The following is a 25,193-nucleotide window of genomic DNA, read 5'->3' as shown; positions in this document are numbered from 1 at the left end:
GAGTTCGCATCCACGTGGGGGATACTAGCACCCCTGGGCCTACATTCTGCCCCACGAGCGCTTTAGTCGGTGATGATGGCGCGCAGCAGGTCGATGCGCGCATTGTGCAGCGGCCCGCCCACCACGAGCAGATCGTTGGCGATGATCCCGAGCATCTCCAGTACCGAGAGCGTGCGCGAGGCCAGGGAGCGGATGTCATCGGTGACCAACACGGTGGAGCCGGTCCCGCGATGGCCGGCCCACACCATGCCTTGCATTACGAAGGCCTCGGTGGTGCCGCGCGGCATCCCGGCAATATAGCTGAGCAGCAGCAGCCAGGCGGCGTCGTTACTCACCACTTCCCGTTCGACGGGCAGGGTGCGACTCAGCTGCACCCACAGGGCCGCGGGGTCGCTGAGTGCGTGCCGGCCCACGGCGGTGAGCCCGCCCTCGCCATCAACTAGACCCAGCGCCCGCAGCAGGGGATCGCCGGGGACGGTGTCGTGCCGCTCGTGGATATAGTGCACCAGCGGTTCGAGCAGGCTGTGCCGCTCCGCTGTGGTAGCGCGCTGCCGGGTGTCCATGCCGAGCGCCACCAGCTGGGTGGCCTCCCAGAGCCCAGCGCGGTTGATCACGTCCTTCAGCGAGCTTTTCGCCCGGCTGAGCGTGGCCTCCACCCAGCGTTCGGAGTCCAGTTCACGGTTGATCACGTCCACGGAAAACTCCGGCTCGTCTAGCCGTCCTTCGCCGTCGATGCAGTGCGTATCGGAGCCACCGATGCCGCTGAGGGTGGTGATCAGCCGCAGATTCACCGATAGGTGATCGTTGAAGCGGAAGCGGAAGCTCTCCTCGCCGAGGGAGCCCAGGGTGATGGCCTCGGCCGCCCATTGATCGAGTTCAGTGCTGGTTTTCGCGCCCGGTTTGATGGTGGCGGTGGGGGTGAAAAAGCAGTAGTCGCCGGCTTCTTGCTGGTCCAGTACCACGCGCATGATGCGGGCGAAGCGGTCCATGGGGATGCTGGCGGGAACACGGATGCGCCGCCACGCCCCAGAGGCGGGTTCTTCCACGTGGTAGAGCAGCGCGTAGTCGTAATCATCGACCTCGAAGCTGGGATGGGACTGGTTCACACGGGCTAATCTAAACCACGCATGGCCGCCTCGCAGGGCGAGCGCCTAGCCCGCAGGCAGCGGGCGGTAGTTGGGGTCGGCGTCCTTTAATGCTTTACGACGCAACCTCGCCCGCTCCATGCCGTGCCAGACCTCGATGAGATCCACCACGGCGCGCACCCGCACCCAACACTCGCGGGCGATGGGCTCGCCACTGAAGGCGTCCTCATAGGATTCCCAGTCGGGATCCGTGATCGCCGGCAGGCGCAGGTTCTTGGTGGAGGCTTTGAGCTCCTCGGCGGCGGTGCGCATGCGCTCGACGAGGGCGCTAATCGCCTCGCGGGAATCCAGCACGGCATCGACCTGCAGCAGGTCTTTTTCGCGCTCGCGGCCCACGGGATAGTCGCCGCCGAGAATCCAGGCGCCCGCGGTCACGCCGGTGGCGGTGTCGAAGTCATCGTCCACGTGCCAGATCACGTGGTGCTGCTCATCGGGGCGGTCGGTCACTGCAAGCATGGCGCCTACTTTCCTTCCTTGGCGGCGAGCTCGGCGCGCTGCGTGGCCTCGCCGAGGGCGTAGACGGCAGCGCCGAGGCCGAGGCCAATATAGGTGCGGGGTTTGGAGACGCCAGCGGCGCGCAGGGCCGCGGAGGAGGCGTCGATAAGCGCGCTCTGGGCCTTGAATCCCGCCCAGAGGCCGCCGCCAGCGAGCGCGGCCTTGGTCCAAAAACCGCGGGGGCTATCGACGGGGCGTTGATCGTCGGCGTCGAGGGTGGCGCGGATCTTGGCGAGGGCTACCTCGGGGTCATTATCGGGGTTATCGTCCTGGGTGGTGGCCCAGACGCTCACCCCGAAAGCGCTGGTGAACAGCGCGGTCGTGAGCACACCCCGGGCGAGACGACAGGGCACATACTCCGGCAGGGCCACGGACACGGCGGTGGCTACGGCCGGGGCGAGGCGACCCACGAGGGTGTCGTCGAGGGTGTAGGTGAGCACGGGGGTGTCGTGGGGCTGGGGAGATGTCATAGCCGTTTAGCTTAGTCGCCACCCACGCACGCGGGTATGAACCCTTGTCGGGGCGCAGGCCAGAACATACACTACGGAGATATCCCCGTGTTCAGGGACAAGGAGGCACTGACATGGCACGTGAACTCATTGGGCTATTCAAAGTGGAAGATGGCGAGATAGACACCGATGCCGTCAACAAGGCGCTGCAGGCACTCAGAGCCGCGCAGGAACGAAGCGCAGCAGATAAGGACGACGACGAGGACACCGACTAACGTCCGGTGCTGGTCGTTTGGCGCCAGCCTCTACGATGGGGGCATGGCGCTATTTGATCTGTTTAAAAAGAAGAAGCCCGTCGACCCGAAGAAGGAAACCTATATCGCGGCGGAGCATACGCAGCTGCCGCTGGATGGGTTCATGACTCGTCTCATGGCTGAGGAGCTGCCGCTGCTCGATAGCGCGGCGCGGGGGCGGGTGTATGAGATTCTGCGCGACTACGACGGCCCCACCATCACCTCCCAGGAAGAACTCCCCGAGGAGATTCGCTCTCTCATGGACCTGTAGGGATCCCGTCCAGAGCAGGTGGGGCCGCGCAGGGTGTGCGGCGACACTACCGCGGGCTAGGCGGCGGAGTTGACGCCGAGGAAACTGTAGAGCGGGCAGCTACCCACATAGGCCGTGGCGCCGATGCCAGCTGCGGCACCGAGCAGGCCTGCCTTGGCCCCCTTTCCCTTTACAGCGAGGCCGGCGAGAGCCAGGGCGCCAGCGACCCCATAACGAACCTTGCGGTCTTCTTCACCAACGTTTTTCTTGCCATATTTACTCATGAACCCCAGTGTAGTCCTCCCCGCTACATAAGTTACGGTTCCGTAGGGTGAAGCTTCTCACGCAGTGTAGCCTGCGTTTATGGGTCGCTGGGCGGGGTTCAGGGGAAGGGCAACGGCCCTAGAAAGCGACCGCCCCATCCGGCGAAACCCCCGTTTAAGCCCACTTTCACAAGAAAGTGAGCCGCGCCGTGCCACTGAAACTTCAACAATAGGATTCGCCTCGACCTAGTGGTCAACGATCCATAGGGCAATCACTTCCTAAATGCAGGAAGCACACCTGCCCCAAGGCGCCAAAACGACATCTGCCACAACTAGCCGCTACCACTCTCAGCAAGCCCGACATTTGCGAATATAGGCAAACGTCGCCTCTACCAGCGACTTGGAACACCCCCTTAAAGCACTAATCTTCACGGCAACGTCATCTCGAGCGCCGCTAAGCAGCATCCCAATACACAAACAACGACAAAACCACCCCCGCCGCATCGCCACCCTCATCGCTACACCATCTGGAGAGACACCTCCGCTGCATATGTTGTAACCCATACATTCACCCCCTTAGTGAGCTGTAGCACTTGACGCACCACCTCAGGGTCGGTAATTTACCTAATGCAAACGTTTGCATAACTGGATGTGAAAGCACCATCACTTCCGTTGAAGCAACACAAAATGGAAAGGCAGACAGAATGGCTGGCGCAACCCTCAAAGACATAGCCGCAGCTACCGGCCTGTCCGTTTCGACCGTGTCTCGCGCCCTCGCCGGAAGTTCTGCAATCTCTACAGCCACTAACAAAAGGGTCCGTGAGGCCGCAACGAAGTTAAAGTATCGGCCCAATTCGCAAGCACGGGCGCTCAAAGGATCTAAGACCGACACCATCGGTCTGATCACACCAGGAGTCGGAAACCCGTACTTCTCCGTCTTAGCTAGCGCAATCGAGGAAAAGGCGGCGCAGTTCGGCCTATCTCTGATCATGGCGAACTCCAACGACAATACTGAACAGCTGATCAGGTCTTTAGAGATCATGGAGAACCAGCGCATCGACGGCCTCATCGTAGTTCCCCACATAGGTTCTGGAGAAAGGATCGCCGCTCTTCAGCGTTCAGGAACCCCAGTAGTCGCTGTTGACCGCCAACTTGCACTCCCGGATAGTGAAGAGAGCTTCAAGAACGCTATTCCCTTTGTCGACTCCGATCCCACACCTGGAATAACCGCAGCGGTCGAGCTGCTAGTGCGGGTCACGGATGAAATCGGATATTTGGCGGGCCCCCAAGACACCTCTACCGGAGTGCTTAGGAAAAGAGCGTTCTTATCTGCATGCTCGAAGCACAATGTCACTCCGGTGCTATACCAAGGTGGCTATGCCGAAAAAGAGGGGTTCGATGGTGCCCGCTCTCTTGTCGAACGAGGTGTTCGCGCCGTCATCGCCGGTGACTCCATGATGACGCTCGGAGCGCTCCGCTTCTGCCATCACTCGCGACTGCGACTTGGTCACGATATCGCACTAGTCGGTTTCGACGACTTCCCCGTATTCGAGCTGCAGGAAGTGCCCATGACAATCATTGATCAAGATGTCTGCCGTATGGGCCGAACTGCCTTCAAGACGCTGCAGAACCTCATAGCCTCTTCTTGCAATTCCTCAGCAAACAACAATTCTCTCAACACCCTTCAAGGAACTTCTCTTCCCACCCGCCTCATCGTGCGAGATTCCACAACATTGGAGCGACGGTAATGGATTCAAAACAGAGCCCTGCAAACACAACGCACCACATCGACTCAGTAGACAGCATCGTCTCCCTAGAGAAGGTGTCCAAGTCCTTCGGCCCAGTCACGGTGATCGATGAAGTAAGCCTTCACGTCCGCCCAGGGCAGGTGCACGCGCTCCTCGGAGAAAACGGTGCCGGAAAATCCACTCTCATCAAAATGCTATCGGGGGTATACCAGCCAGATGAGGGGAGGATCATCGTCGACGGCGTTCCTACTACTCTGCCCAACACTAAAGCAGCAGAAGCCAAAGGTATCGCCACCATTCACCAAGAGCTCAACCTCGTCCCCACCCTTTCTGTTGCTGAGAACCTTCTGCTTGGTCGGACACCCTCGCGTTGGGGATTAGTAAATCGACGTGAAATGCGGCAACGCGCCCAAAAGGCCTTGGAACTGATTGGCGTGGACGTCGACCTCGATAGCCCTGTGGGATCTCTCGGAATCGCTCGTCAGCAACTTGTGGAGATTGCCAAAGCACTAACACTCAACGCCCGAGTACTCATTCTCGACGAACCTACCGCAGCGCTCACTGGAGCTGAGATAGAGAAACTGTTCTCAGTGGTGCGAGACCTCAAGTCCAAAGGTGTTGGAATGGTATTCATTTCCCATCACCTTGATGAGATCGCAGAGATAGCTGACACGGTATCCGTACTCCGAGATGGCCAGTTCATCGCCGAGGTTCCTGCGACTACCCCAGAGGCAGAGCTAGTGAAGTTGATGGTTGGTCGTGACATTGATGACCAATACCCAAGGACACCGAGCCTCGAGGACACAAAAGACGAACCATTGCTCGAGGTAAAGGGTCTACATAACCATGGCTCCTTCTCTGGCATCACTTTCTCTGTAATGCCCGGCGAGGTCGTCGGGATCGCTGGGCTAGTAGGAGCTGGACGAACCGAGGTTCTTCGAGCTATCGCGGGTGCCGATCGTTACGACTCGGGCGAAATCACAGTTGGCGGCGAGGTGGTCCCCAATGGCTCGATCAAGGCAGCAATCAAAGCCGGCATTGGCCACGTTCCTGAAGATCGTAAGTCGCAGGGACTTATCCTTGATGCGCCCGTCGTAGACAATCTCGGACTAGCGACGCTATCCACCACATCTAAGCGCGGCCTTGCAGACCTCAAAGGTCAAAGATCACGCGGGAAAGATGTCGCGGAGAGACTAAAAATTCGCATGGCCAGCATTGATAGCCACGTACGAAACCTCTCTGGTGGAAATCAACAAAAAGTCGTATTCGGGCGTTGGGTCTTAGCGGGTTCCAACGTGCTGTTACTGGACGAACCAACTCGAGGCGTCGATGTAGGCGCAAAGATCGAGATCTACTCCATCATCAACGACATTACCGAGCGCGGTGGAGCGGTCGTGATGGTTTCGTCCGATCTCCCTGAAGTACTCGGCATGTCCGACAGGCTCCTCGTCATGTCAGGAGGGCAAATCGTCGGAGAGCTAGATCCGCAGACGGCGTCACAAGATGACGTGATGAGTCTCGCGGTTAAGAACACCGACTCGGCAGTAGAAAATTCCACCCTCACTGCAGTCGAGAAAGCACCCGAGCAGAGGACAGTCTCCGTTGCTCAAGGAAAGGACAGTTAAAGTGACGGCAGCAACAACTCCAAGCGAGAAAAAGACCCCCAAGCAGCGAACTCATCCTGTAGTCGACTGGCTCATGAACAATGGCGCACTAGTGGGGCTGGTTCTACTGTGTGTCAGTCTGTTCATCGCAACTCCACACTTCCTTACGGTGCAGAACCTGCTCAACGTTGGAATTCAAGCAGCCACTGTTGCGATCTTGGCCTTCGGTATGACATTCGTGATCGTCACAGCAGGCATTGATCTATCCGTTGGTTCAGTCGCAGCACTCGCCGCTATGTTCTCGGCCTACTCCTTCTCAGACGTAGGCCTTCCAGGGTGGCTAACGATTCTCGTTGGCTTGGCAATCGGCCTCCTCGCAGGTGCTATTTCAGGTCTGTCCATTGCATATGGAAAATTGCCAGCGTTTATCGCCACGCTTGCCATGATGTCCATAGCCCGTGGTGCCACACTCGTGCTCTCTCAAGGATCACCTATCGCTTCTTCTCCCGAGGTGAATTGGATGGGCTCCACCGTCGCTGGGATTCCCATTCCGATTGTGATGATGGTGCTAGCAGGAATGGTGTGCTGGTTCATCCTCTCTAGGACCGTACTTGGTCGCTCGATGTACGCGATTGGAGGAAACGAGGAAGCAGCTCGGCTCTCCGGACTACCAGTAAAGAAAATTCTCGTGGCCGTCTACGCCCTATCTGGCCTATTCGCTGGTCTTGCGGGGCTCGTTATGACAGGTCGGCTGTCCTCGGCACAGCCTCAAGCTGCCGTAGGTTACGAGCTAGACGCTATTGCTGCGGTAGTAATCGGTGGCGCCTCTTTGGCCGGTGGATCCGGTAAGGCGACGGGCACCCTCGTGGGAGCAATCCTCTTGGCGGTCATCCGCAATGGTCTCAACCTGATGAACGTCTCCAGTTTCTGGCAACAGATCGTCATTGGCTTCGTGATTGCACTGGCCGTGGGATTTGATGTCATCCGTAACAAAGCAGAAAGGGCATAAAATTATGCATACCCTCATGAAAAAATCTGTTGCTCTCCTGTCAGCTGCTGTGCTGTCGATGGGCCTAGTCTCATGCAATCGTGGTGACGATGGTGACGCTGGTGCTCAAGGCGCAAACGTCACCTTGGCACTCTCAACCCAAACCAACCCATTTTTCGTCCAGGTGCGGGATGGAGCTGAAGAGAAGGCTGGCGAACTCGGTATCAATTTGTCTGTTCAAGATGCATCTGATGACTCCGCCACACAGATCAATCAACTGAGTAACGCCGTGACCTCCGGCGCACAAGTGGTGATTGTGAACCCCACCGATTCTGACGCCGTGGTCCCTGCAGTGGAATCGCTCAACAAAGCGAAGATCCCCGTCGTTGCCCTCGACCGATCGGCATCGGGCGGAACAGTTGACTCTTTTGTCGCATCCGATAACGTCGCAGGAGGAAAGCAGGCAGCTGAGCTTCTCGCGGATTCCATCAACGAAGAAGGCGAGATCATCGTCCTACAAGGCATTGCAGGCTCCTCCGCGTCTCGCGACCGTGGTAAGGGTTTCTCTGAGGGAATCACGCAGTACCCCGGCATCGAGGTTGTGGCTCAGCAAACTGCCGACTTTGATCGAACCAAGGGCCTGAACGTCGCAACGAACCTCCTCCAAGCCCACCCCAATGTCAAGGCAATCTTCGCTGAAAATGATGAGATGGCCCTTGGCGCCTTGGAAGCCCTTGGGGATCGCGCAGGTAAAGACGTTATGGTTGTGGGCTTCGACGGCACGAGCGATGGCCTAGCCGCAGTAGCAGACGGCCGCATGGTCGGTACTATCGCCCAGCAACCCGGCGAATTGGGAGCCACCGCAGTGGAGCAGGCTGCCAAACTCGCTAAGGGAGAGGAAGTAGAAGATACCGTTCCTGTCGAGGTTGTAACCGTCACTAAGGACAACGTCGGCGACTTCGAGAAGTAGAAGTCTCCGGAGGCTAGGGCTCCTATTCCTCAATTAACGGTTGTCGGAGCTCTGGCCTCGCGCCGCTCAAGTGCAGCTGACCATTGAAAAGACACATGAGAATAAATTCTTGCTTCAGTTCTCACCATACCGAGCCACGGATAGTCATGAAGAGCCATACACAAAAAGACGATGATAGAGCCGACGCCCCCGATGTGATTGTGGTGGGATCAATCAATGTTGATCAAATAATCCGAGTAGAGCGCCATCCAGCCCCAGGTGAAACAATCCTCGCACGCAGCCTTACCCACCGTGCTGGTGGCAAGGGAGCCAACCAGGCTGTTGCAGCTGCCCTGCAAGGATCCAATGTTGCTTTTATTGGAGCCCACGGTACCGACGTTCACTCGGAAGTAGCCCTGAGCGGATTGAAAGCCGCTGGTGTGGACTTAACGGAGGTTAGCGAAATCGACACGCCCACGGGCTTTGCAGGAATCCACGTATCGGAAGATGGTGAGAACTGCATCGTCGTTGTTCCTGGGGCAAATGCACTAGTGTCCGCAGATCGTGTTCGGGCCGGCGCTTCGGCGATTCAAGCTGCTCGGCTTGTTCTGCTTCAGGGGGAACTACCTCCGGAGGCCTTCGAAGAGGCCGTCGGCCTCGCGAAGAGCAATGGTCTCCGAACTGTGGTGAACCTTGCGCCGGTCATTGAGGTATCCCCGAGTGCGTTGCTCGAAGCTAATCCCTTGATAGCCAACGAACACGAGGCCTCTCTGATACTTCGGATGCTTGGCTACGACACTCCCCCAGATAGCAGCTTTAGCGACATCGCTCGCTACCTTCTTGAAGCAGGATTCTCATCAGTAGTTCTCACCCTAGGAGCTGAAGGAGCGGTTGTAGCAGAACGATGTGGTGAAGGGAATTCTATTCATAGAATCCCAAGCCCGAAGGTAAACGTAGTTGACACTACTGGTGCCGGGGACGCATTTGCCGGTGCTTTAGCGGCTCGGATTGTTGCCGGAGACAGTCTCGTCTCATCAGTCGAACATGCGGTGAGGGTCGGAGCTTACTCCGTGCAACATGAAGGTGCCCAGTCTTCATATCCCGACATCAATACTGCACTGCCCTCAACAGATTAGGAGAAAGATCCAATGCTCAAAGAAGGACTCTCAAACCGCGATCTCCTTCGCTGTGTTAGCCGCCTAGGACATAAGGACCTCTTTGCTATAGCAGATGTGGGCCTTCCGATCCCTAGTGACGTCGAGGTCGTTGACCTCTCCATAGATTTTGGAACACCCGAGTTCGTTCCCGTTGTCGAGCGCATCCTGCCGCATATCGAGATTGAAGAGATCACTGCGGCACACCAGTCACCAAGCACAGGACTCGAAGCACTGCGAGCTGCAGCACCAAAAGCGGAAATCTCGAAGGTGGAACACGAAGCACTGAAAGGCATGCTGTCCGAGTGTAAATTCGTAGTTCGTACCGGCTCTGTAACCCCTTATAGCAACGCAATTATTTGTTGCGGCGTCCCCTTCTGAACAAATCCAGAAAAGACTCACGAGAGACAACAATGAGCCTCCACTAATATGCACTGCTCTATCGTGAAACATGCAGTTCTTTGGCTTCTATTCCACAGACCTAGAACCACTGGACACACCTATTGATACAGGTCTGCGGTGCCAATATAGGACAGCATCACTAAATCTTGCCTAAAAGTACCTCTCGCCAAGAGCAAACCCTTGCGACATGGATTAAGAGACCTATCAAGGGAGCCAACAACCATACCGTCAGCTGTCTGCAGGACTGTCTCACCGTTAGCAACAGATACAGCCCGATACGGTATACCAAATTTGGATTCGTGCCCGGGAACTCAACTCACTTCAACCAAAGATTCTGTAACCTGCCAAGCTCCATCAAGCGACTTCGAGGCATGTTTTATAAACTCAATCCACATTTCGTGGGAGTAGCCTGTCGGCCAATCGAAATCAGTAGAAAGAATCTGCACCTCTTCTGACTCTAACCATTCCCGCATTCCCGGGACGGCCAGAAATCTCCCGTTTGCGCTAGAAACAGCAGCCAACGCGCCATTGCGGGAGTGGAAACCCGATTTCATAAGTAGCGCCGCTGAAGGGTTGAGCGTCCCTGTCTCCAGTGCTGTAACCGCTACGCTATATTCCCCATAAAACGTCCACGCATTAGCATCGTCTTCGCCGTCATAGGCCGAAGCTCTAGCACGGACCGCCGCAAGCGCCCATGGCAGTTTGGAAATTAGCGCATCTTCTATGAAATACTTTCCTTCCTCTTCTAATTCCGAAACGTTTTTACCTTGAAGCCACGCGGCCAGTTTTTAGGTTGCCATAGATTTGACGTTTCGTGCAGCTATTCCCGCCATAAGACAGTCGGTGCCCCATGGCGTGTGTCGAAGTCGCGCCCGAACCAATACAGCGCTTTAAAGTTAGCGTTTCAGTGTATCGTCGATAATTCTATCCAAATTTACCTTTAGCCGCTCTCGCTATCCACTGTGAATATCACATGTACCTACCAGATCACCCTTAAATAGCTACTTACTCTGACAAGTTCTCGTTGCAATAGAGAAAACCTTTCGGTTGTTTGTTTTGGGCGCCACCATTCGATCGTGCTTCTCTTAGCTAACAGCGAAACACCACGATCGACGTCTATCCATCGATGTTGGAGGTGCGGTCCTCCAGGAGGATTTTTCATCGTTGCGCGAGAGCACCGCTAGTTTTAGCAGTCGCGGTGTATCTACTCAGTTTGTTGATGGTCTAGTACCCTTCCTTTTTGGCGCTGTAGGTACTGTAAGGCTGTACGAATCACGCTTTCGTCGCTCTAGCTCTCAGGGTGTCTGATCTCTGGCCCGTCGCTCCACACCTTAAACACAGCTTCGGGGATAGGCCGTGTTTTAGGCGCAGCACGAACCAAATATTGGATTTTTCCACCCGATGCTGCACGGGATTCCAAAAGATCCTCTCCCCAACACGGCGTAGTCATATCGGCCCACCATGAGCGCTGACTAATTAAACTTATGGAACTATGACTCAGCCCTCCGCAGCGGCCTCATCTGCTACCGCCAGCCCCCGCGACCCCAGCTACTTCGATCAGCTCGCGCCCGGCGTCACCGTGGAGGTGCGCAATGAGTCGTGGCTGGTCACCCACGTAACCCGCTCCACCGATGGCTTCCGCATCAAGGTCCGCGGCCTCAGCGACTATGTGCGCGATACCACCGCCACTTTCTTCACCGCCCTTGACGATGTCCGCATCTTCGACCCCGCCGCGGTCACTCCCGTACCGGATAATTCCCCGCGCTATCGCCACTCGAAGCTGTGGCTGGAGTCCACGATGCGCCAAACCCCGGTGCCGCTGCGACAACAGAAGCTCGACGTGGCCACCCGTATGCTCGCGGACCCGCTCGATTATCAGCTCGCGGCCGTGCGCATGGCTCTCGACCCCGAGCGGGTACAGCCCCGCGTGTTGCTTGCCGACGCCGTCGGCCTGGGCAAGACCCTCGAAATCGGCATGATCGCCGCCGAGTTGATTCGGCGTGGCCGCGGGGAGCGCATTCTGGTGGTCACCCCGAAGCATGTGCTGGAGCAGTTCCAGCAGGAGCTGTGGACGCGCTTTTCCATTCCGCTGGTGCGTCTGGATTCGATCGGTATTCAAAAGGTGCGCCAGAAGCTGCCGGCCAGCAAGAACCCCTTCACGTACTTCCCGCGCGTAATCGTGTCCATGGATACCTTGAAGTCCCCTAAGTACCTCGCCCAGCTGGAGAAGGTGAACTGGGACATCGTGATTGTGGATGAGATCCACAACGCCACCAATGCCGGCACGCACAATAACCGCTTGGTGCGCACGCTCGCGCCGCGCACCGATGCGCTGATCCTCGCCTCGGCCACCCCGCACAATGGCGACCCAGACTCGTTTAAGGAGATCCTGCGCCTGCTCGATCCTCTGGCCGTGAGCCCGAGCGGAGTGATTGATGAGGCCGCCGCCAAGGACCTCATTATCCGCCGCCACCGCAACTCCAAGGAGGTCGCCTCGGTGGTGGGCGATAAGTGGGCGATCCGCGCGGAGCCCACCAATATCCTCATTGAGGCCTCGGCGGAGGAAAATGCCGTAGCCCGCGAGCTCAGCGAGACGTGGGTGAGCACGAAACTGGCCGGCGATCTTTTCCCGTGGACCCTGGTCAAGGCCTATCTTTCCTCCCCTGCCGCCCTGCTGGAGACCATCGATAACCGCCTGCGCACTCTCGCCGCAGATTCCGCCTCCACCAGCAGCGGCGCCCAAGTGCAGGCCCTGCACCGGCTGCGCGAGCTGGCCGAGCGCATCACCCCCGATAATTCCAATAAGTACTTCCAGCTCGTGGACTATCTGCGCAATGAGGTGGGCATTAAGAAGCGCTCCTCGCAGCGAGTGGTGATCTTCTCTGAGCGTGTCGCCACCTTGCACTTCCTCGAGACCAACCTGAGCAAGGACCTCAAGCTGGGCAAGGGCGCGGTGAAAGTCATGCACGGCGGCATGTCCGATGTGGAGCAGATGGAGCTGATCGACGAGTTCAAGCGCGCCGATTCCAAGCTCCGGGTGCTCATTACCGGCGATGTGGCCAGCGAGGGCGTGAACCTGCACAGCCAATGCCACCACCTGGTGCACTATGACATCCCGTGGTCGCTTATCCGTATCCAGCAGCGCAATGGCCGTATTGATCGCTATGGCCAAACCAACCCGCCGCAGATCGCGACGCTGCTTCTCGATCCCGAGGAGGGCATCGGCGAGACCCACGTATTAGAAAAGCTCGTCGAGCGTGAGCACGCCGCCCACCAATTCCTCGGCGATGCCTCCTTGCTCATGGGCAAGCATTCCATCCGCAGCGAGGAAGATAGCGTCCGCGATATTCTTCGGGGCCGCCGTGATCTCGAATCCACTATCCGCACCGCGGAAGAGGTGGTGCGTGACGCCCGCGACCGCGCCGCCCGCCACGCCGAAGACCACGCCACCGACGCGGACGCTCCGGACACGGATGCTCCCTCGGCCGAGAGCAGTGCAGACGAGCGGGCCGTGGATGATCTCTGGGCCATGCTCAACAGCGGCACCTTGGTCCTCGACGAGGAACCAGAGCAGCCACTGACCTCCTCGGCCACTCATAGCCTGTTCTCCAGCGAGCAGGACTATCTCGTGCAGGCCCTCGCGGAGGCGTTTCATGATGTGGCCTCGGAGTCCCCGGCGCGCGGCGGGGTGTCGATGGAGCTGCACGATAATGACACGATGGAGCTGACTCCCCCACCGGATCTGCAGCGCCGTTTCGATCTGCTGCCCCAGGACTATGTGGACTATCGCCAAGTCAAGAAGCGCCTGATGCTGGCTACCTCCACTGCTCGCGGCGAGTCGCAGCTGCAGGCGGCCCGCGATAACGATTCGAAGACCTGGCCGAAGGCGCACTATCTGGGCCCGCTGCACCCGGTATCGGATTGGGCCGCCGATCGCGCCCTGTCCTCGATGGCTAAGTCCGAGATCCCCGCGTTCACCGGCGACGTGGAGGAGCTCACGGTGCTGCTCATGGCCACGCTCACTAGCTCCCGCGGCCAGGTGGTCACCCGTTCCTTCCTGCTGGCCACCCCGGGCCAGTTCGGCCTGGATGTGCCCGAGGGTATTCCTGCGGCCACGGTGGATACCGTCACCGATCCCATCGCCATGCTGCGTGAGATCGGTTTGAATGAGCAGGCTATTTCCACTGGCTCGCTCAGGGTTCCGCCGGAGACGAACCGACTGATCCGCGCGGCGCTTGATGTCGCGGAGACGCATGTCGACGCCATCCAGAGCGCCGGCATCGCCGAGGCCGAAAGCCGCGCCGCGGCGTGGTCGGAGCGCGCCGCCGAATGGGAAAGCGCCATCGGCCACAGCTCCGGCCGGGCACCCCGCTCTCGTGCCGTGGTGGACAAGCAGCGTGAGATGCTCGTGGCCACCCGCCCGCAGCGTTCCCTTATCCGTCCCCTCGCCGTCATCATTCCCGCCACCACCCCCAGCGCATAACAAGGATCTCCCCATGGCTTCTTTCGATTCCATCGCCAACGTTGACGAGTGGATCAGCGATTACTACCTGACCAACGATGAGAACACCAAGGGCGCGTCCTTTGGCAAGCGTGCCGAGGACGCAGTGAAGGTGTGGAAGGCCGACGATAAGGATTCCGCGTCCTCCACCTCCCCGTGGGGTCGGCTCACTGCCCAGCGCAATGAGCTGCAGACGGCGCTATCCACCATTGACCCCGCCACTCCTTCCTCGGTGGAGGCCGCCGCCGCGGCCATCGAATCCGCCTGTGGCTATCCGCACCCGGCAGCGCAGGAGGTGCAGAGCAGCGCCGGCACCCTCGCCTTCACCGGTTCGCTGCAGCACAAGGCCGCTACCCTTCGTGTTTCTCCCATCACCAATATTGAAGAGCTGGTGGAGGCCACCCCGCTGACCCTGCCGAGCCTGGATGGCGCCGAGCTGGAGTGGTCGGCCACCAAGCTGGTGACGGAGCTATTCCTCAGCGAGGAACAGCCGGCCTTCATCGTGCTGATCGCCGGCTCCTGGGTGATTCTCGCCGAACGCGATTCCTGGCCCCTCGGTCGGTATTTCGGCGTGGATGTGGCCCTTGCCGCCGAGCGCAATAACACCAAGAATCGCGGCGAGCTACAGCAGGTGTGCGCCGCCCTGGCGTGGGAGAACATCACCTGCGCCCCCGATGGCAGCACCTGGTGGCTTGAGACGCTCGCCGAGTCCCGCGAGCACGCCGTGAAGGTGAGCGAAAGCCTCCGCCAGGCCATTAAGGAATCCATCGAAATCATCGGCAATGATGTGCTGGATCGCCACCGCGAGCAGCGCCTGCCGATTGATCTCGACGGCAATGAGCTGGCCAAACAATCACTGCGCTATCTCTATCGCATCCTCTTCCTACTCTTCGCCGAGGCCTCCCCAGAGCTGCAGATCCTGCCCACTGGGGTGCCCGAATATGACGAGGGCTATGGTCTGTCGAACTTGCGCGACCAGATCCTCATCGAACCACCCAGCGAGCGGGCCGCCCGCGGCACCTACCTCTACGACAGCCTCGATCTCCTCTTCTCCTTGGTGGATCAGGGCCATGATCCCTTGGACCCCACCGCCGAGCTTTTCGACGCCAACGCCGGCGCCGATGGCCTCCGCTTCCGGAATCTCGCCGCGGATCTCTTCAAGCCGGATGCCACCGCGTATATCTCCCGCGTCAAACTCTCCAATGCCGCCCTCCACACGGTGCTGCAAAACCTGCTGCTCACCCCCGAAACCTCGGGCCGTGAGCGCGGCTTCGTCTCCTATGCCACCCTCGGTGTCACCCAGCTCGGCCAGGTGTACGAGGGCCTGATGTCCTATACCGGCTTCATCGCCACCCAAGAGCTGCTGGAGGTCGCGCCCCACGGCGATCCCTCCAAGGGATCATGGGTTGTGCCCGAGTCGCTGGCCGCCACTCTGCCCCCGGACAGCTTCGTCCAAGAGCGGATTGACGACGCCATCTCCGGCACCCGCACCCGCAATCGTCGCCACAAGGCCGGCTCCTTTGTGTACCGCCAATCCTCCCGGGATCGAGAGCGCTCGGCCTCCTTCTATTCCCCGCCGGTGATCACCGAGTTCACCGTGGGCCAGGCCATCGAGGAGCTGCGCAGCTCCGGCCGTATCAGCTGCGCCGATGATGTGCTGAACCTGAGTATCTGCGAGCCGGCGATGGGCTCCGGCGCCTTCGCCGTGGAGGCCGTGAACCAGCTGGCAGAGCTCTACATCACGCTGAAACAAGAAGAGCTCGATGAGCAGATTCCGGCGGAGTCCCTCACCGAGGAACTACAAAAGGTGAAGGCCTCCATCGCCCTGCACCAGGTCTATGGCGTAGACCTCAACCGCACCGCCGTAGAGCTCGCCGAAATCTCGCTGTGGCTAAACACCATGACCGCCGATTTGAAGGCCCCGTGGTTCGGCCTGCACCTGCGCCACGGCAACTCGCTTATCGGGGCGACGCGTTCCACACTGAGCACAGACGCTCTCACCACCAAGCAGTACCTCTCGGAGCGCCCGCGGCACCACAGCGTGCAGACGGTCTCGGAAGCCATTATCACGCAGAGCCCCGATCCGACGGTCTCCTCGCGGGTGCATCACTTCCTCGTTCCCGCCCTTGGCTGGGGCGCCGCCAGCGAATCCAAGGACCTCAAAGCCATGGCGCCCGAGCAGATCGCAGCCATGAAGACGTGGCGAAAGTCGGTGCAGAAGGGCTTTAGCAAGGCACACGCCCGCGAGCTCGGGGCGCTCTCCGAGCGAGTCGAGGTGCTATGGCGCTTTGCTCTGGTGCGCCTGCGCATCGCAGAACAGCAGGCCCGGCGCACCATTAACCTATGGGGCCAGCCGGAGCAGCACAGCGCCGGCGCGGTCACCCGCGCACAGATCGAGCAGGAGCTCTTCGCTAATCTCAACGGCTCTTATCAGCGCCTGCGGCTGATCATGAACGCTTGGAACGCCCTGTGGTTCTGGCCGCTGAATGAGACGGAGCTTCTGCCCAGCCGTGAGGAGTGGCTGCGCACGCTTCACCACGCCTTGGGCCGGGCCAATGACGCCCTGAAGTCTGGAAAGAAGCAGGCCGAGGGATTCGGCTTCGCCATGGACTGGGAGGACTTGGACTTTATCGAGGACCTCGAGTTCAAGGCCTCCGGCGCTCTGAAGTACGAGGAGCTGCTGGAAGCCCACCCGTGGCTGGCCATTGTGGAGCGCGTCAGTACCGAGCAGAGTTTCTTCCACTGGGATCTCGACTTCGCCGCCGTCATGGCCGAGGGCGGCTTCGACTTCCAAGTGGGCAACCCGCCCTGGGTGCGGCCCCGTACTGATGTCGATGCATTGCTCTCTGAGCACGATCCATGGTTCACACTGGCCACTAAGCCCACTCAAGCTGCAAAGAAGGAACGGCGCGCGGTACTGCTCGAGGACTCCGCTGTGCTGGACACGCTCTCTCGTGGCTTGGGGGAAACCGTGGCGACAGCGGAGGTACTCGGCGATATCACCCGCTATCCACACCTTGCCGACCAGCAGCCAGACCTCTATCGCGGCTTTATGGAACGCACTTGGGCCAATGCCAGCGACACTGGTGTGATCTCCCTGATCCACCCCGAATCACACTTCACCGAGAAGAAGGCTGCGGCCCTGCGCATAGGGGCCTATCGGCGCCTGCGCATGCATCTCGAAATTAAGAACGAGCTGGTCCTATTCGATATGGGTAACACACGGCATTATGGGATCCATCTTTACGGACACCCGCGTGAGAACATCTCGTTTAAGCAGGCAGTTCACCTCTATCATCCACACACGTATCGAGACTCTCTCATCCATTCTGGTGTCGGAGACGTCCCTGGTGTCAAAGACGATAACGATAACTGGGATCTGCGGCCCCACCGCGATCGTATTGCCACCGTAGATAAGAACACCCTCGAGCTGTGGAAGTCCATCCTGGAGGATCCCAGCACACCGCTGCTGGAAACCCGCATGGTCTATACCATGAACACCGCTGCTGCCGCCGTTCTGGAAAAGCTCGCCGCCGCAGATCGTATTGGTTCTCTGGGGCTACAGTTCTCTAGCGGTTGGCATGAATCTGCAGACAAGAAGAAGGGGTACTTCGACACCTCGTGGCAGCATCCAGATTCCTGGACGGATGCGATTCTGCAAGGCCCGCATCTTGGCGTATCCACGCCCATGATTAAGCAGCCCAATCCCACGATGAAGAACAACAAAGATTGGTCCGAGATTGATCTTGAGGCTATCCCTGAGAACTTCATCCCTGCCACGGCCTATCAGCCCAACCGAGAAAAAGACGATTATGAGACGGCCTATGGCTTCTGGGACACGGAGCAGGGGCGTACTCCTGTAGCGGATCACTACCGCGTCGCCTGGCGACGTATGGCGGCGACAACGGGCTTTCGCACCCTTTATCCAGGGATCATTCCACCTGGAGCGAAACACGTGGATCCAGTTTTCAGTGTAGGGCCTTTAGAGTCCATACCGGCGGTGACTGCGGCGGCCTTTTGTAGTTCTGTCATTGCAGATTTCATGGTTCGATCAAGGGGTGCTGGAGATATTAGGACAGCAGCATTCGAATCGCTCCCCCTCGGCACCGAGAACGCGCTGTGGCCCATCGCGGCTCGCCGCTATCTGGAATTGAACTGCCTTACCCGCGCTTATGCGCCCTTGTGGGAGCAGATCACGGGTGAGGAGTGGACACCGGAGACGCCGCTGCGGAACGCGAAGGAGCGCTGGCATGCGCAGAATGAGATTGATGCCATTGTGGCCTTGTCCTTGGGTATCAGCGCTGATGAGCTGTGCATGATCTATCGCACCCAATTCCCCGTGATGCGTCGCTACGATCAACAGGATTTTTATGATGCGCATGGCAGGAAGGTGCCGAAGGAGATTGTGAAGCTCGAGAAGAAGTTGAAGCCCAGCGCGGAGCTGTCTGCGGCGGAGCGCACCTGGACGCACCCGCAGTCTGAGGTGTCCTATACCTTCGACTACCCCTTTGCCCCGCTGGATCGTGAAGCCGATCTGCGGGCCGCCTATGAGGCTTTTTCCAAGGAGCTATAACCCATCATGTCCAGTATCATCCCCACGCATGCCTCGAACCACATTATTGGTGGCTTGAGTGAGTACCTGGCCACCAGCTTCTCCCTGGCGGAGCAGGCGACGGCGGCGGGGCTGAAGGAGTTTCTCACCAACTCCGAGGAGGGCATGTTCCATGGGCCCTATGTGCGCACCCGTTTGCCCTATGCCCCGGCGGCGGACTGGTCGAACCTTCTGGGCTGGCTGCCGGAGCATTTTCTTCCCTACCGGCACCAGGCGGAGGCGTTCCGCAGGTTAGCGTCGTCACGCGATGGCGAGGAGCGGCGCCCAGAGCCCACTCTGGTAGTCACGGGAACGGGCTCGGGTAAGACGGAGTCCTTTCTCTACCCGATTCTGGATCACTGCCTGCGCACCACGGGGCGGCGGGGAATTAAGGCGCTCATCCTTTATCCGATGAATGCGCTGGCTAATGACCAAGCGGCGCGTCTGGCGGAGCTGATCACCACCGATCCGCGGTTGGGTGGGATTCGTGCCGGTATCTATACCGGTGAAACGGCTGACTCGCACCGTCGGACCGTGAGCGAGGCGGGGCTGATCACCGATCGGGAGACGATGCGGCTGGCGCCGCCGGAGATCCTGCTGACCAACTACAAGATGCTGGATCAGCTCCTGCTGCGCGATGAAGACCAGCAGCTATGGAAGGAATCGGCGACAAGCCTGCAGTATGTGGTGCTCGATGAGTTCCACACCTACGACGGCGCCCAAGGCACCGATGTGGCGCTGTTGCTGCGGCGCATGGGGTTGAAGATCAAGGCCCTCCAGCCCGAGAGCGAGTTAAGCGAGGAGGACAAGGCCCGCCCACTGGGGCGGATCACGCCGGTGGCTACCTCCGCAACACTGGGCGATAAGAATTCCGCGCCCACAGAGATGCTCGAGTTCGCGCACACTATCTTCGGCGAACAGCTGCCACCGAGTTCCGTGGTGCGCGAAACCGTGCTCACCATCGAACAGTGGCAGCGCAGCATTGCCGAGTTCACCGGGATCGAGGCCGAGCCCACGCCCGCGCCGACGGCCGCGGCGATGCAGGAGATGAATCGTGCGATCGAAAAGGCCACCGAGGCCGAGGAACATGTGGAGCACGACCGCATCGTGCGCCGGGTGCTCGGCAAAAAACTACTCGGCCTAGACGCGGAGACCTCCGTGGAGCACACGATTGCGATGGCCGCGCGCAATGAGTGGGTTCTTCAGCTGCTGCAGGCAACGAGCCGGCCGGTGGCGATAACGGAATCCTTCGAAAAGGACGAGACTCCGCTGGATGCCCAGCTCTTCCATGCCGAAACGCTACGTCAGCTTGGCGCGGACGCAGCCACCTTTATTGCCCACACCCTGACCTTGATCGCGCACCTGCGCGCCGAGTTCGGGGCGCTGCATGGCTGGCACGGCAAGAAATTCCCCGGGGTAGAGACCCACCTATGGGTGCGGGAGGTATCGCGCATCGACCGCGCCGTGGAGCTCAACGCCGCCGGGGCGGCAATGTTTCGCTGGTCCGATAACGGCACCACCGAGGGAAATTGGTTGCCGGCCTGCTACTGCCGTAACTGCGGGCGCTCGGGGTGGATGGTCAGCGTCCAACCCGGCGATGAGCGCATCGAAACCAACCCCAAAACCATCCGCGGCCATAGCGTGCGTAAACGCACCATGATGCGGCCGCTCATCGACGCCTCCAGTGAGCTGCGCTTGGGACGCGATCGCATGGCCGAGGACCACTCCATGCTGGCCTGGCTGGATCTGCCCAATGCGCAGCTGAGCGTGAGCGAGCCCGATGAGGAACACCTGGACTTCGGTGGCGTGGTGCGGGTTCTCACCTATGGCGGCGAGGACGTAGACGAGCTTGCCCGCCAGAACGTTTGCCCCTCCTGCGGGGAGCGCGATTCCATCCGCTTCCTCGGCTCCTCCGTGGCCACGCTGCTTTCCGTGGCCGTGTCCAATCTCTTCGGCATGGACGATGTGGACGCCGCAGAGAAGAAATCACTGGTATTCACCGACTCCGTGCAGGATGCCGCGCACCGCGCCGGGTTCATGCAATCCCGCGCCCGCACCTTCGCCTTCCGTGGCCGCACCAATGCGGCCATCGACGAAGCGACCACCCTAGACACCCTGCCCAAGCAGCTCATTGCCTCCGCCGATGCGGATGAGGTCCCGGCGCGCTCCCGCTTTGAGCTCCTGCCGCCCTGGGTGGCGGAGAATAAACGCTTCGCGCCCTTCTGGGATCCCAGCTATTCCTCGGGGCAGCGCGGCGAGGCCACCAAGCGCCTGACCAAGGTGCTCGAGCTGGATGTGGCTCTCGAGTTTGGTGATCGCGCCGATCTGCCCCGCTCTTTGGTCTCCACCGGAACAGTCTCCGTGGGCGTGGACGTAGACGATGCGGTGCTGGAGCCCATCGCTAAAGAGGCTCTGCGCAGCGCCTTCGGCGAGACGCAAATGGCGGCGTTTATCTCCCATGACCCCGCCACCGGCGACGCACTCGATGGCGCCGGCAGCGAGCTGGCCTGGGCCCGCGGCCTGCTGGAATACACCCGCCTCAGCGGCGGTATCTACACCGAGCTGCTGCGTGCCTTCATCAAAGACGATGGCAATGAGTACATGCTCTATCGCCGCGAAGCCGCCGCCCAAGGCGTGCCCCGCTTCCCCCAAGGCGGCGCCCCGCACTTTCCCCGTGCGGGCGGAAAACTCGCTGGCGCGAAATCGAAGAACTCGGTGCTGCCGCTCTCGGAGGAGCGCGGCTGGTGTGCCCGCTGGAGCGCCACCCACTTAGGGATTGATACCCGCCATGCCGCCTGGGCGGTCACCGCGCTCTTTCGCCTCTTGGCCGCAGAGGGCATCGTGGGCAGCCTGGAGTCCAACACCGGCGCCACCATGTATTATCTCGAGTCCTCGCGCATTCGCGTGGTGCACGAACCCGATCCCGGCATCCTCGAATGCTCGGTGTGCCACCGTCGTTTCGGCGTGGACGCCCACGGCCGCGAACTCTTGTCCCACACCCCCTGCCACTCGCTCGGCTGTGAGGGCCGATTCGAGGTAGTGGCTAATCCGCACAACTACTACCGCAGCCTGTATAGCTCCCGGGACTCCCGCACGGTCATCAGCCGCGAGCACACGAGCTTGCTCGCGACCGCGGATCGCTTAGAGATCGAGGAACAGTTCAAGGCGGCCGTCGATAAGCAACAACCGGATGCGCCGAATGTGCTGGTGGCTACCCCTACACTCGAGATGGGTATCGATATCGGGGATCTGTCCACGGTGATGCTGGCCTCCCTGCCGGATTCTGTGGCCTCCTATGTGCAGCGCGTGGGCCGCGCTGGGCGTTTGAGCGGCAACTCGCTGGTGATCGCTGTGACCCGCGGGCGCGGGAAGGCGCTGGCTAGGCTGGAACGGCCGCTGAGCACCATCAATGGTGTGGTGCAGCCGCCGGCGGCCTTTTTGTCTGCGCGAGAGATTCTGCACCGGCAGTTCTTGGCCTATGTGATCGACACCATGGACTTTGCCGAGGTGAATGTGTCGGCGACGCGCGCGAAGTCCGTCTTCGGCTATGGCCTGCAGGACTTCGAGGGCACGGTGGTGGCCGCGCTGATCGATCGCATCGAGGCGGGGATCGACGCTGAGCTCGAGGCATTCTTGGACAGCCTGGGCGAGTTTGCGCCCCAGGCCGTGAAGGAGGAGCTGCGGGAGTGGGCCACCACCCAGGCGGTGGCCGTGCTGCGCGAGAGCCGCAGCACTTGGCAATCCCACCGCGCAATGCTCCTCGAGCGCAAAAAGGCGGTGCATGCCACGCTCGATGAACTCAACCGCGTCGCCGAAAGCAATAGCGCCGATGAGGAAACCGAGTTGCAGCTGCGCCAAACCCGGGCGGCGGCGAATTTCATCAACAGCCAGCTGACCTCCGAGTTCGAGGAGGAATATTGGATCGCCGTGATGGAGCGCGCGGGCCTTTTGCCGAACTTCACGCTCTTGGATGAGACCGTGGAGTTTCACCTTTCGATCTCGCGCACCGACGCCGATACCGGGGAGATCGAAACGCATGCCCGCGACTATTCGCGCGGTATCTCCTCCGCGCTCTTCGAGCTCGCCCCCGACGCCACCTTCTATGCCCAAGGCATTGCCGCCACGGTGGACTCGGTGGAGCTCGGACCGGATAACGCCGCTGTGCAACAGTGGCGGCTCTGCCCCAGCTGCTCCTACTCGCGGGTAGAAACCCCGGATACGGATACGCTGCCCTGCCCACACTGCGGCGACGCTCGCTTTGCCGACGCCGCGCAGGTGATCAACGTGGTGGAAATGACGCGCGTCTACGCCAGCGTGGACTATTCGCGCTCCGCGATTACCGATGCCAAAGACGATCGCACCTCGGTGCGTTTCGAGCGCGCTTTGTCCATGGTGGTGCCCGAGGGCGGCTATGGCGAGGGATGGTTCTTGCGCGAAACCGGTTTCGGTATCCGCTACCTGCCCTCGGTGAACATGCGCTGGCTGAACCTGGGCCGCGCCCAAGGCGGAATGCGCCAATCCCTGTGCGGCGCCGAAGTAGAAACTCCCATGTTTCGCGTGTGCCGCGAGTGCGGCCACAAGGATTCCGAGGCGGGATCGAATCACTGGCGCGACCACAAGCCCTGGTGCTCCCTGCGCAATGCCGCCGAGGAGGACACCATCGCCTTCGCCCTGGGGCGCACTCTCACCACCCAAGGCGTGCTCATGCACCTGCCGCCCAGCATTGCCGCCGCCGATGAGAACGCCACCCCGAGCCTCATCGCCACGATCCGCATGGGCTTCAAACTGGCCCTCGGCGGCAACCCCGATCACCTCGATGTGGCGCCGGTCCGTGCCAGCACCCACGGCAAGGTGAGCCCCATGCTGCTGCTGCATGACACGATCCCGGGCGGCACCGGCTATCTCTCGCAATTCACCTCCTCGGCCGATATTCGCCGCCTGTTGCTGAAGGCCTATGAAAAGCTGGAGCACTGCCCCTGCCAGAACGATCAGCGCCAAGCCTGCCCCGAGTGCCTACTGCCCTTTAGCGCCGGCAGTGATGTGGATAAGACCTCGCGGGAATCAGCGCTGGCGGCGATCACCAAAATCCTGGTGGATGATCTCCACCCGGGTGACAGCGTCGATCCGCTGCGCGAGGAGAACCTCTGGGAGGGCCACATCACCGAGGAAGCCCCAGAGCCGGATAGCCGCTCAGCACTCGAGGTGATGTTCCTCGAGCAGCTGCGCGCCGATCTCAAGGCCAAGGGCGCGCGCGTGCAGGAGCAAACAGTGGGCAACAATGCTCGCTGGACCATCAGCTTCCCGAACTCGCCCCACCAGTGGACCATGCACGAGCAGAAGGATCTGGTAGAAACCAAACCCGACTTCTACTTTGAAACCGATAACGCCACCGTGAGCACCGTGGCCGCCTATCTCGACGGCTATCAGTATCACGCCAGCCAGCTGCACAACCGGGTGGCTGGGGACATCGCCAAGCGGTCACAGCTGGCCCGCCGCGGCATGTACCCGTGGTCCATTACCTACAAGGATCTCGAGGCCCGGCGCGCCACGGCCACCACCGGCGCCACCCAGACGCCCCGCTGGTATGTGGGGCAGCTGCGTGGGGTGCTCAATGAGAAGCTGCGGCTCCAGGATTCCTTCCACGAGCTGCTGCTGCGCGATCCCATGACGCAGCTGCTGGAAATTCTGCATCACCCCACCCATCGCTGGGATAAGCTCGGCGAGGCCGCGGCCTTCCACATCTCCTGGGCCGCCCAGGAACAGGGCCCCCAGCTGCTGGGACCGGCGGTGGATCTGCGCCGCGTGGACAAGGGCGTGCGCATCAGCTTTATTCCAGACCAGGAGGGCTCGGACAAAGACAGCTGGAACCGCTTCTTGCACATCTCGAACTTAGGCTTCCTCAGCAATAACAGCGTGCTTATTGATGTGCGGGATGACAGCGAGCTCTCGGCAGTGGAGGCGGCAGTGCCCGCAGCTGCTGCTGCGAGCCCGGCTGCGGCGGATACCGCGGCTGCGTCTCACACCTCCGAGATCAGCGACGCATGGGCCGAGGTACTCGAAGAGTGGGAGGACGATGAGGAGGCGGTGGCCGCGCTGCGTGTTCTCGCACGCGCCGGGGTGGCCGCGCCCGAGAATATCGGCGATGAGATCAACGGCGTGTCCACCATTGCGGTGTGGGAGCTCGAAGACACAGAGCAGAAACTGGCGCTGCTCTTCGACGACAATGAGCTCGCCGCGCCGTGGCTGAGTATCACCATCGCTGAGCTCAGCGATGCGGAGAACCTGCCGGAGGTAGTCCAGCGCCTGCGCGATTAGGCGCATGCGCCGGAGGTGGGCGTCGATAAGCGTGCGCAGGGTGTGG

The 25,193-nt window shown here is 60.3% G+C and carries 15 protein-coding genes; 11 read left to right on the top strand and 4 right to left on the bottom strand.

What is annotated here, in order from left to right:
* Positions 1-62: 62 nt before the first annotated feature.
* The 3 genes from KRX12_RS07130 to KRX12_RS07120 are packed head-to-tail and all read right to left on the bottom strand — an operon-like array spanning position 63 to position 2,110.
* The gene (locus tag KRX12_RS07130; RefSeq protein ID WP_218366189.1) at positions 63-1,106 is read right to left on the bottom strand and encodes a hypothetical protein; all 1,044 of its coding nucleotides are present in this window, start codon (positions 1,104-1,106) and stop codon (positions 63-65) included.
* A 45-nt stretch (positions 1,107-1,151) separates the two neighbouring features.
* Positions 1,152-1,601 carry a hypothetical protein gene (locus KRX12_RS07125; RefSeq protein ID WP_151530383.1) on the bottom strand — a complete coding sequence of 150 codons (450 nt, stop codon included), beginning with the start codon at positions 1,599-1,601 and terminating at the stop codon, positions 1,152-1,154.
* Positions 1,602-1,606: 5 nt separating this feature from the next.
* Complete coding sequence (locus KRX12_RS07120; protein ID WP_218366188.1) at positions 1,607-2,110, bottom strand: hypothetical protein; 504 nt, start codon at positions 2,108-2,110, stop codon at positions 1,607-1,609.
* 113 nt (positions 2,111-2,223) lie between these two features.
* Between KRX12_RS07120 and KRX12_RS07115 the strand changes: the two genes are divergently transcribed.
* Both KRX12_RS07115 and KRX12_RS07110 read left to right on the top strand, forming a co-directional pair.
* Positions 2,224-2,364, top strand: coding sequence for a hypothetical protein (locus tag KRX12_RS07115; protein ID WP_218366187.1), 141 nt, complete (start codon positions 2,224-2,226; stop codon positions 2,362-2,364).
* 43 nt (positions 2,365-2,407) lie between these two features.
* The gene (locus tag KRX12_RS07110; protein ID WP_218364736.1) at positions 2,408-2,653 is read left to right on the top strand and encodes a hypothetical protein; all 246 of its coding nucleotides are present in this window, start codon (positions 2,408-2,410) and stop codon (positions 2,651-2,653) included.
* 56 nt (positions 2,654-2,709) lie between these two features.
* On the opposite strand, the gene KRX12_RS07105 is transcribed toward KRX12_RS07110, so the two are convergent.
* A complete protein-coding gene (locus KRX12_RS07105) occupies positions 2,710-2,916 on the bottom strand; it encodes a YgaP-like transmembrane domain (RefSeq protein ID WP_151550333.1) in 207 nt (68 codons plus the stop codon).
* A 683-nt stretch (positions 2,917-3,599) separates the two neighbouring features.
* Between KRX12_RS07105 and KRX12_RS07100 the strand changes: the two genes are divergently transcribed.
* The 9 genes from KRX12_RS07100 to KRX12_RS07060 all read left to right on the top strand — a co-directional run bounded on the left by KRX12_RS07100 (position 3,600) and on the right by KRX12_RS07060 (position 25,147).
* A complete protein-coding gene (locus KRX12_RS07100) occupies positions 3,600-4,643 on the top strand; it encodes a LacI family DNA-binding transcriptional regulator (RefSeq protein ID WP_218366186.1) in 1,044 nt (347 codons plus the stop codon).
* Entirely contained in the window at positions 4,643-6,268 is a 1,626-nt protein-coding gene (locus tag KRX12_RS07095; protein ID WP_218366185.1) for a sugar ABC transporter ATP-binding protein, read from the top strand. The genes KRX12_RS07100 and KRX12_RS07095 overlap by 1 nt, the downstream gene beginning before the upstream one ends.
* 73 nt (positions 6,269-6,341) lie before the next feature.
* Complete coding sequence (locus KRX12_RS07090) at positions 6,342-7,256, top strand: ABC transporter permease (protein WP_218366251.1); 915 nt, start codon at positions 6,342-6,344, stop codon at positions 7,254-7,256.
* 16 nt (positions 7,257-7,272) lie between these two features.
* The gene (locus KRX12_RS07085; RefSeq protein WP_218366184.1) at positions 7,273-8,205 is read left to right on the top strand and encodes a D-ribose ABC transporter substrate-binding protein; all 933 of its coding nucleotides are present in this window, start codon (positions 7,273-7,275) and stop codon (positions 8,203-8,205) included.
* Positions 8,206-8,351: 146 nt separating this feature from the next.
* On the top strand, positions 8,352-9,320 hold the full coding sequence (locus KRX12_RS07080) for a ribokinase (RefSeq protein WP_218366183.1): 969 nt from the start codon (positions 8,352-8,354) through the stop codon (positions 9,318-9,320).
* 12 nt (positions 9,321-9,332) lie between these two features.
* A complete protein-coding gene (rbsD, locus tag KRX12_RS07075; protein ID WP_218366182.1) occupies positions 9,333-9,719 on the top strand; it encodes a D-ribose pyranase in 387 nt (128 codons plus the stop codon).
* A gap of 1,513 nt (positions 9,720-11,232) precedes the next feature.
* On the top strand, positions 11,233-14,223 hold the full coding sequence (locus KRX12_RS07070) for a DEAD/DEAH box helicase (RefSeq protein ID WP_218366181.1): 2,991 nt from the start codon (positions 11,233-11,235) through the stop codon (positions 14,221-14,223).
* Positions 14,224-14,236: 13 nt separating this feature from the next.
* Positions 14,237-18,814, top strand: a complete 4,578-nt coding sequence (locus KRX12_RS07065) for a DNA methyltransferase (protein WP_218366180.1) — start codon at positions 14,237-14,239, stop codon at positions 18,812-18,814.
* Positions 18,815-18,820: 6 nt separating this feature from the next.
* Positions 18,821-25,147, top strand: coding sequence for a DEAD/DEAH box helicase (locus KRX12_RS07060; RefSeq protein WP_218366179.1), 6,327 nt, complete (start codon positions 18,821-18,823; stop codon positions 25,145-25,147).
* Positions 25,148-25,193 lie beyond the last annotated feature (46 nt).

Source organism: Corynebacterium sp. TAE3-ERU2 (assembly GCF_019209955.1).
Taxonomy (GTDB): domain Bacteria; phylum Actinomycetota; class Actinomycetes; order Mycobacteriales; family Mycobacteriaceae; genus Corynebacterium; species Corynebacterium megadyptis.
Note: the sequence above shows the minus strand (reverse complement) of the source record. Positions and strands in the feature narration are given on the sequence as shown.

What these genes read in the sequence shown, in the direction of transcription:
- KRX12_RS07100 (WP_218366186.1), top strand. Translation starts at nt 3,600, where the DNA reads ATGGCTGGCGCAACCCTCAAAGACATAGCCGCAGCTACCGGCCTGTCC.
- KRX12_RS07085 (WP_218366184.1), top strand. Translation starts at nt 7,273, where the DNA reads ATGAAAAAATCTGTTGCTCTCCTGTCAGCTGCTGTGCTGTCGATGGGC.
- KRX12_RS07065 (WP_218366180.1), top strand. Translation starts at nt 14,237, where the DNA reads ATGGCTTCTTTCGATTCCATCGCCAACGTTGACGAGTGGATCAGCGAT.
- KRX12_RS07120 (WP_218366188.1), bottom strand. Translation starts at nt 2,110, where the DNA reads ATGACATCTCCCCAGCCCCACGACACCCCCGTGCTCACCTACACCCTC.
- KRX12_RS07110 (WP_218364736.1), top strand. Translation starts at nt 2,408, where the DNA reads ATGGCGCTATTTGATCTGTTTAAAAAGAAGAAGCCCGTCGACCCGAAG.
- KRX12_RS07125 (WP_151530383.1), bottom strand. Translation starts at nt 1,601, where the DNA reads ATGCTTGCAGTGACCGACCGCCCCGATGAGCAGCACCACGTGATCTGG.
- KRX12_RS07070 (WP_218366181.1), top strand. Translation starts at nt 11,233, where the DNA reads ATGACTCAGCCCTCCGCAGCGGCCTCATCTGCTACCGCCAGCCCCCGC.
- rbsD (WP_218366182.1), top strand. Translation starts at nt 9,333, where the DNA reads ATGCTCAAAGAAGGACTCTCAAACCGCGATCTCCTTCGCTGTGTTAGC.
- KRX12_RS07115 (WP_218366187.1), top strand. Translation starts at nt 2,224, where the DNA reads ATGGCACGTGAACTCATTGGGCTATTCAAAGTGGAAGATGGCGAGATA.
- KRX12_RS07060 (WP_218366179.1), top strand. Translation starts at nt 18,821, where the DNA reads ATGTCCAGTATCATCCCCACGCATGCCTCGAACCACATTATTGGTGGC.
- KRX12_RS07080 (WP_218366183.1), top strand. Translation starts at nt 8,352, where the DNA reads ATGAAGAGCCATACACAAAAAGACGATGATAGAGCCGACGCCCCCGAT.
- KRX12_RS07105 (WP_151550333.1), bottom strand. Translation starts at nt 2,916, where the DNA reads ATGAGTAAATATGGCAAGAAAAACGTTGGTGAAGAAGACCGCAAGGTT.
- KRX12_RS07095 (WP_218366185.1), top strand. Translation starts at nt 4,643, where the DNA reads ATGGATTCAAAACAGAGCCCTGCAAACACAACGCACCACATCGACTCA.
- KRX12_RS07090 (WP_218366251.1), top strand. Translation starts at nt 6,342, where the DNA reads ATGAACAATGGCGCACTAGTGGGGCTGGTTCTACTGTGTGTCAGTCTG.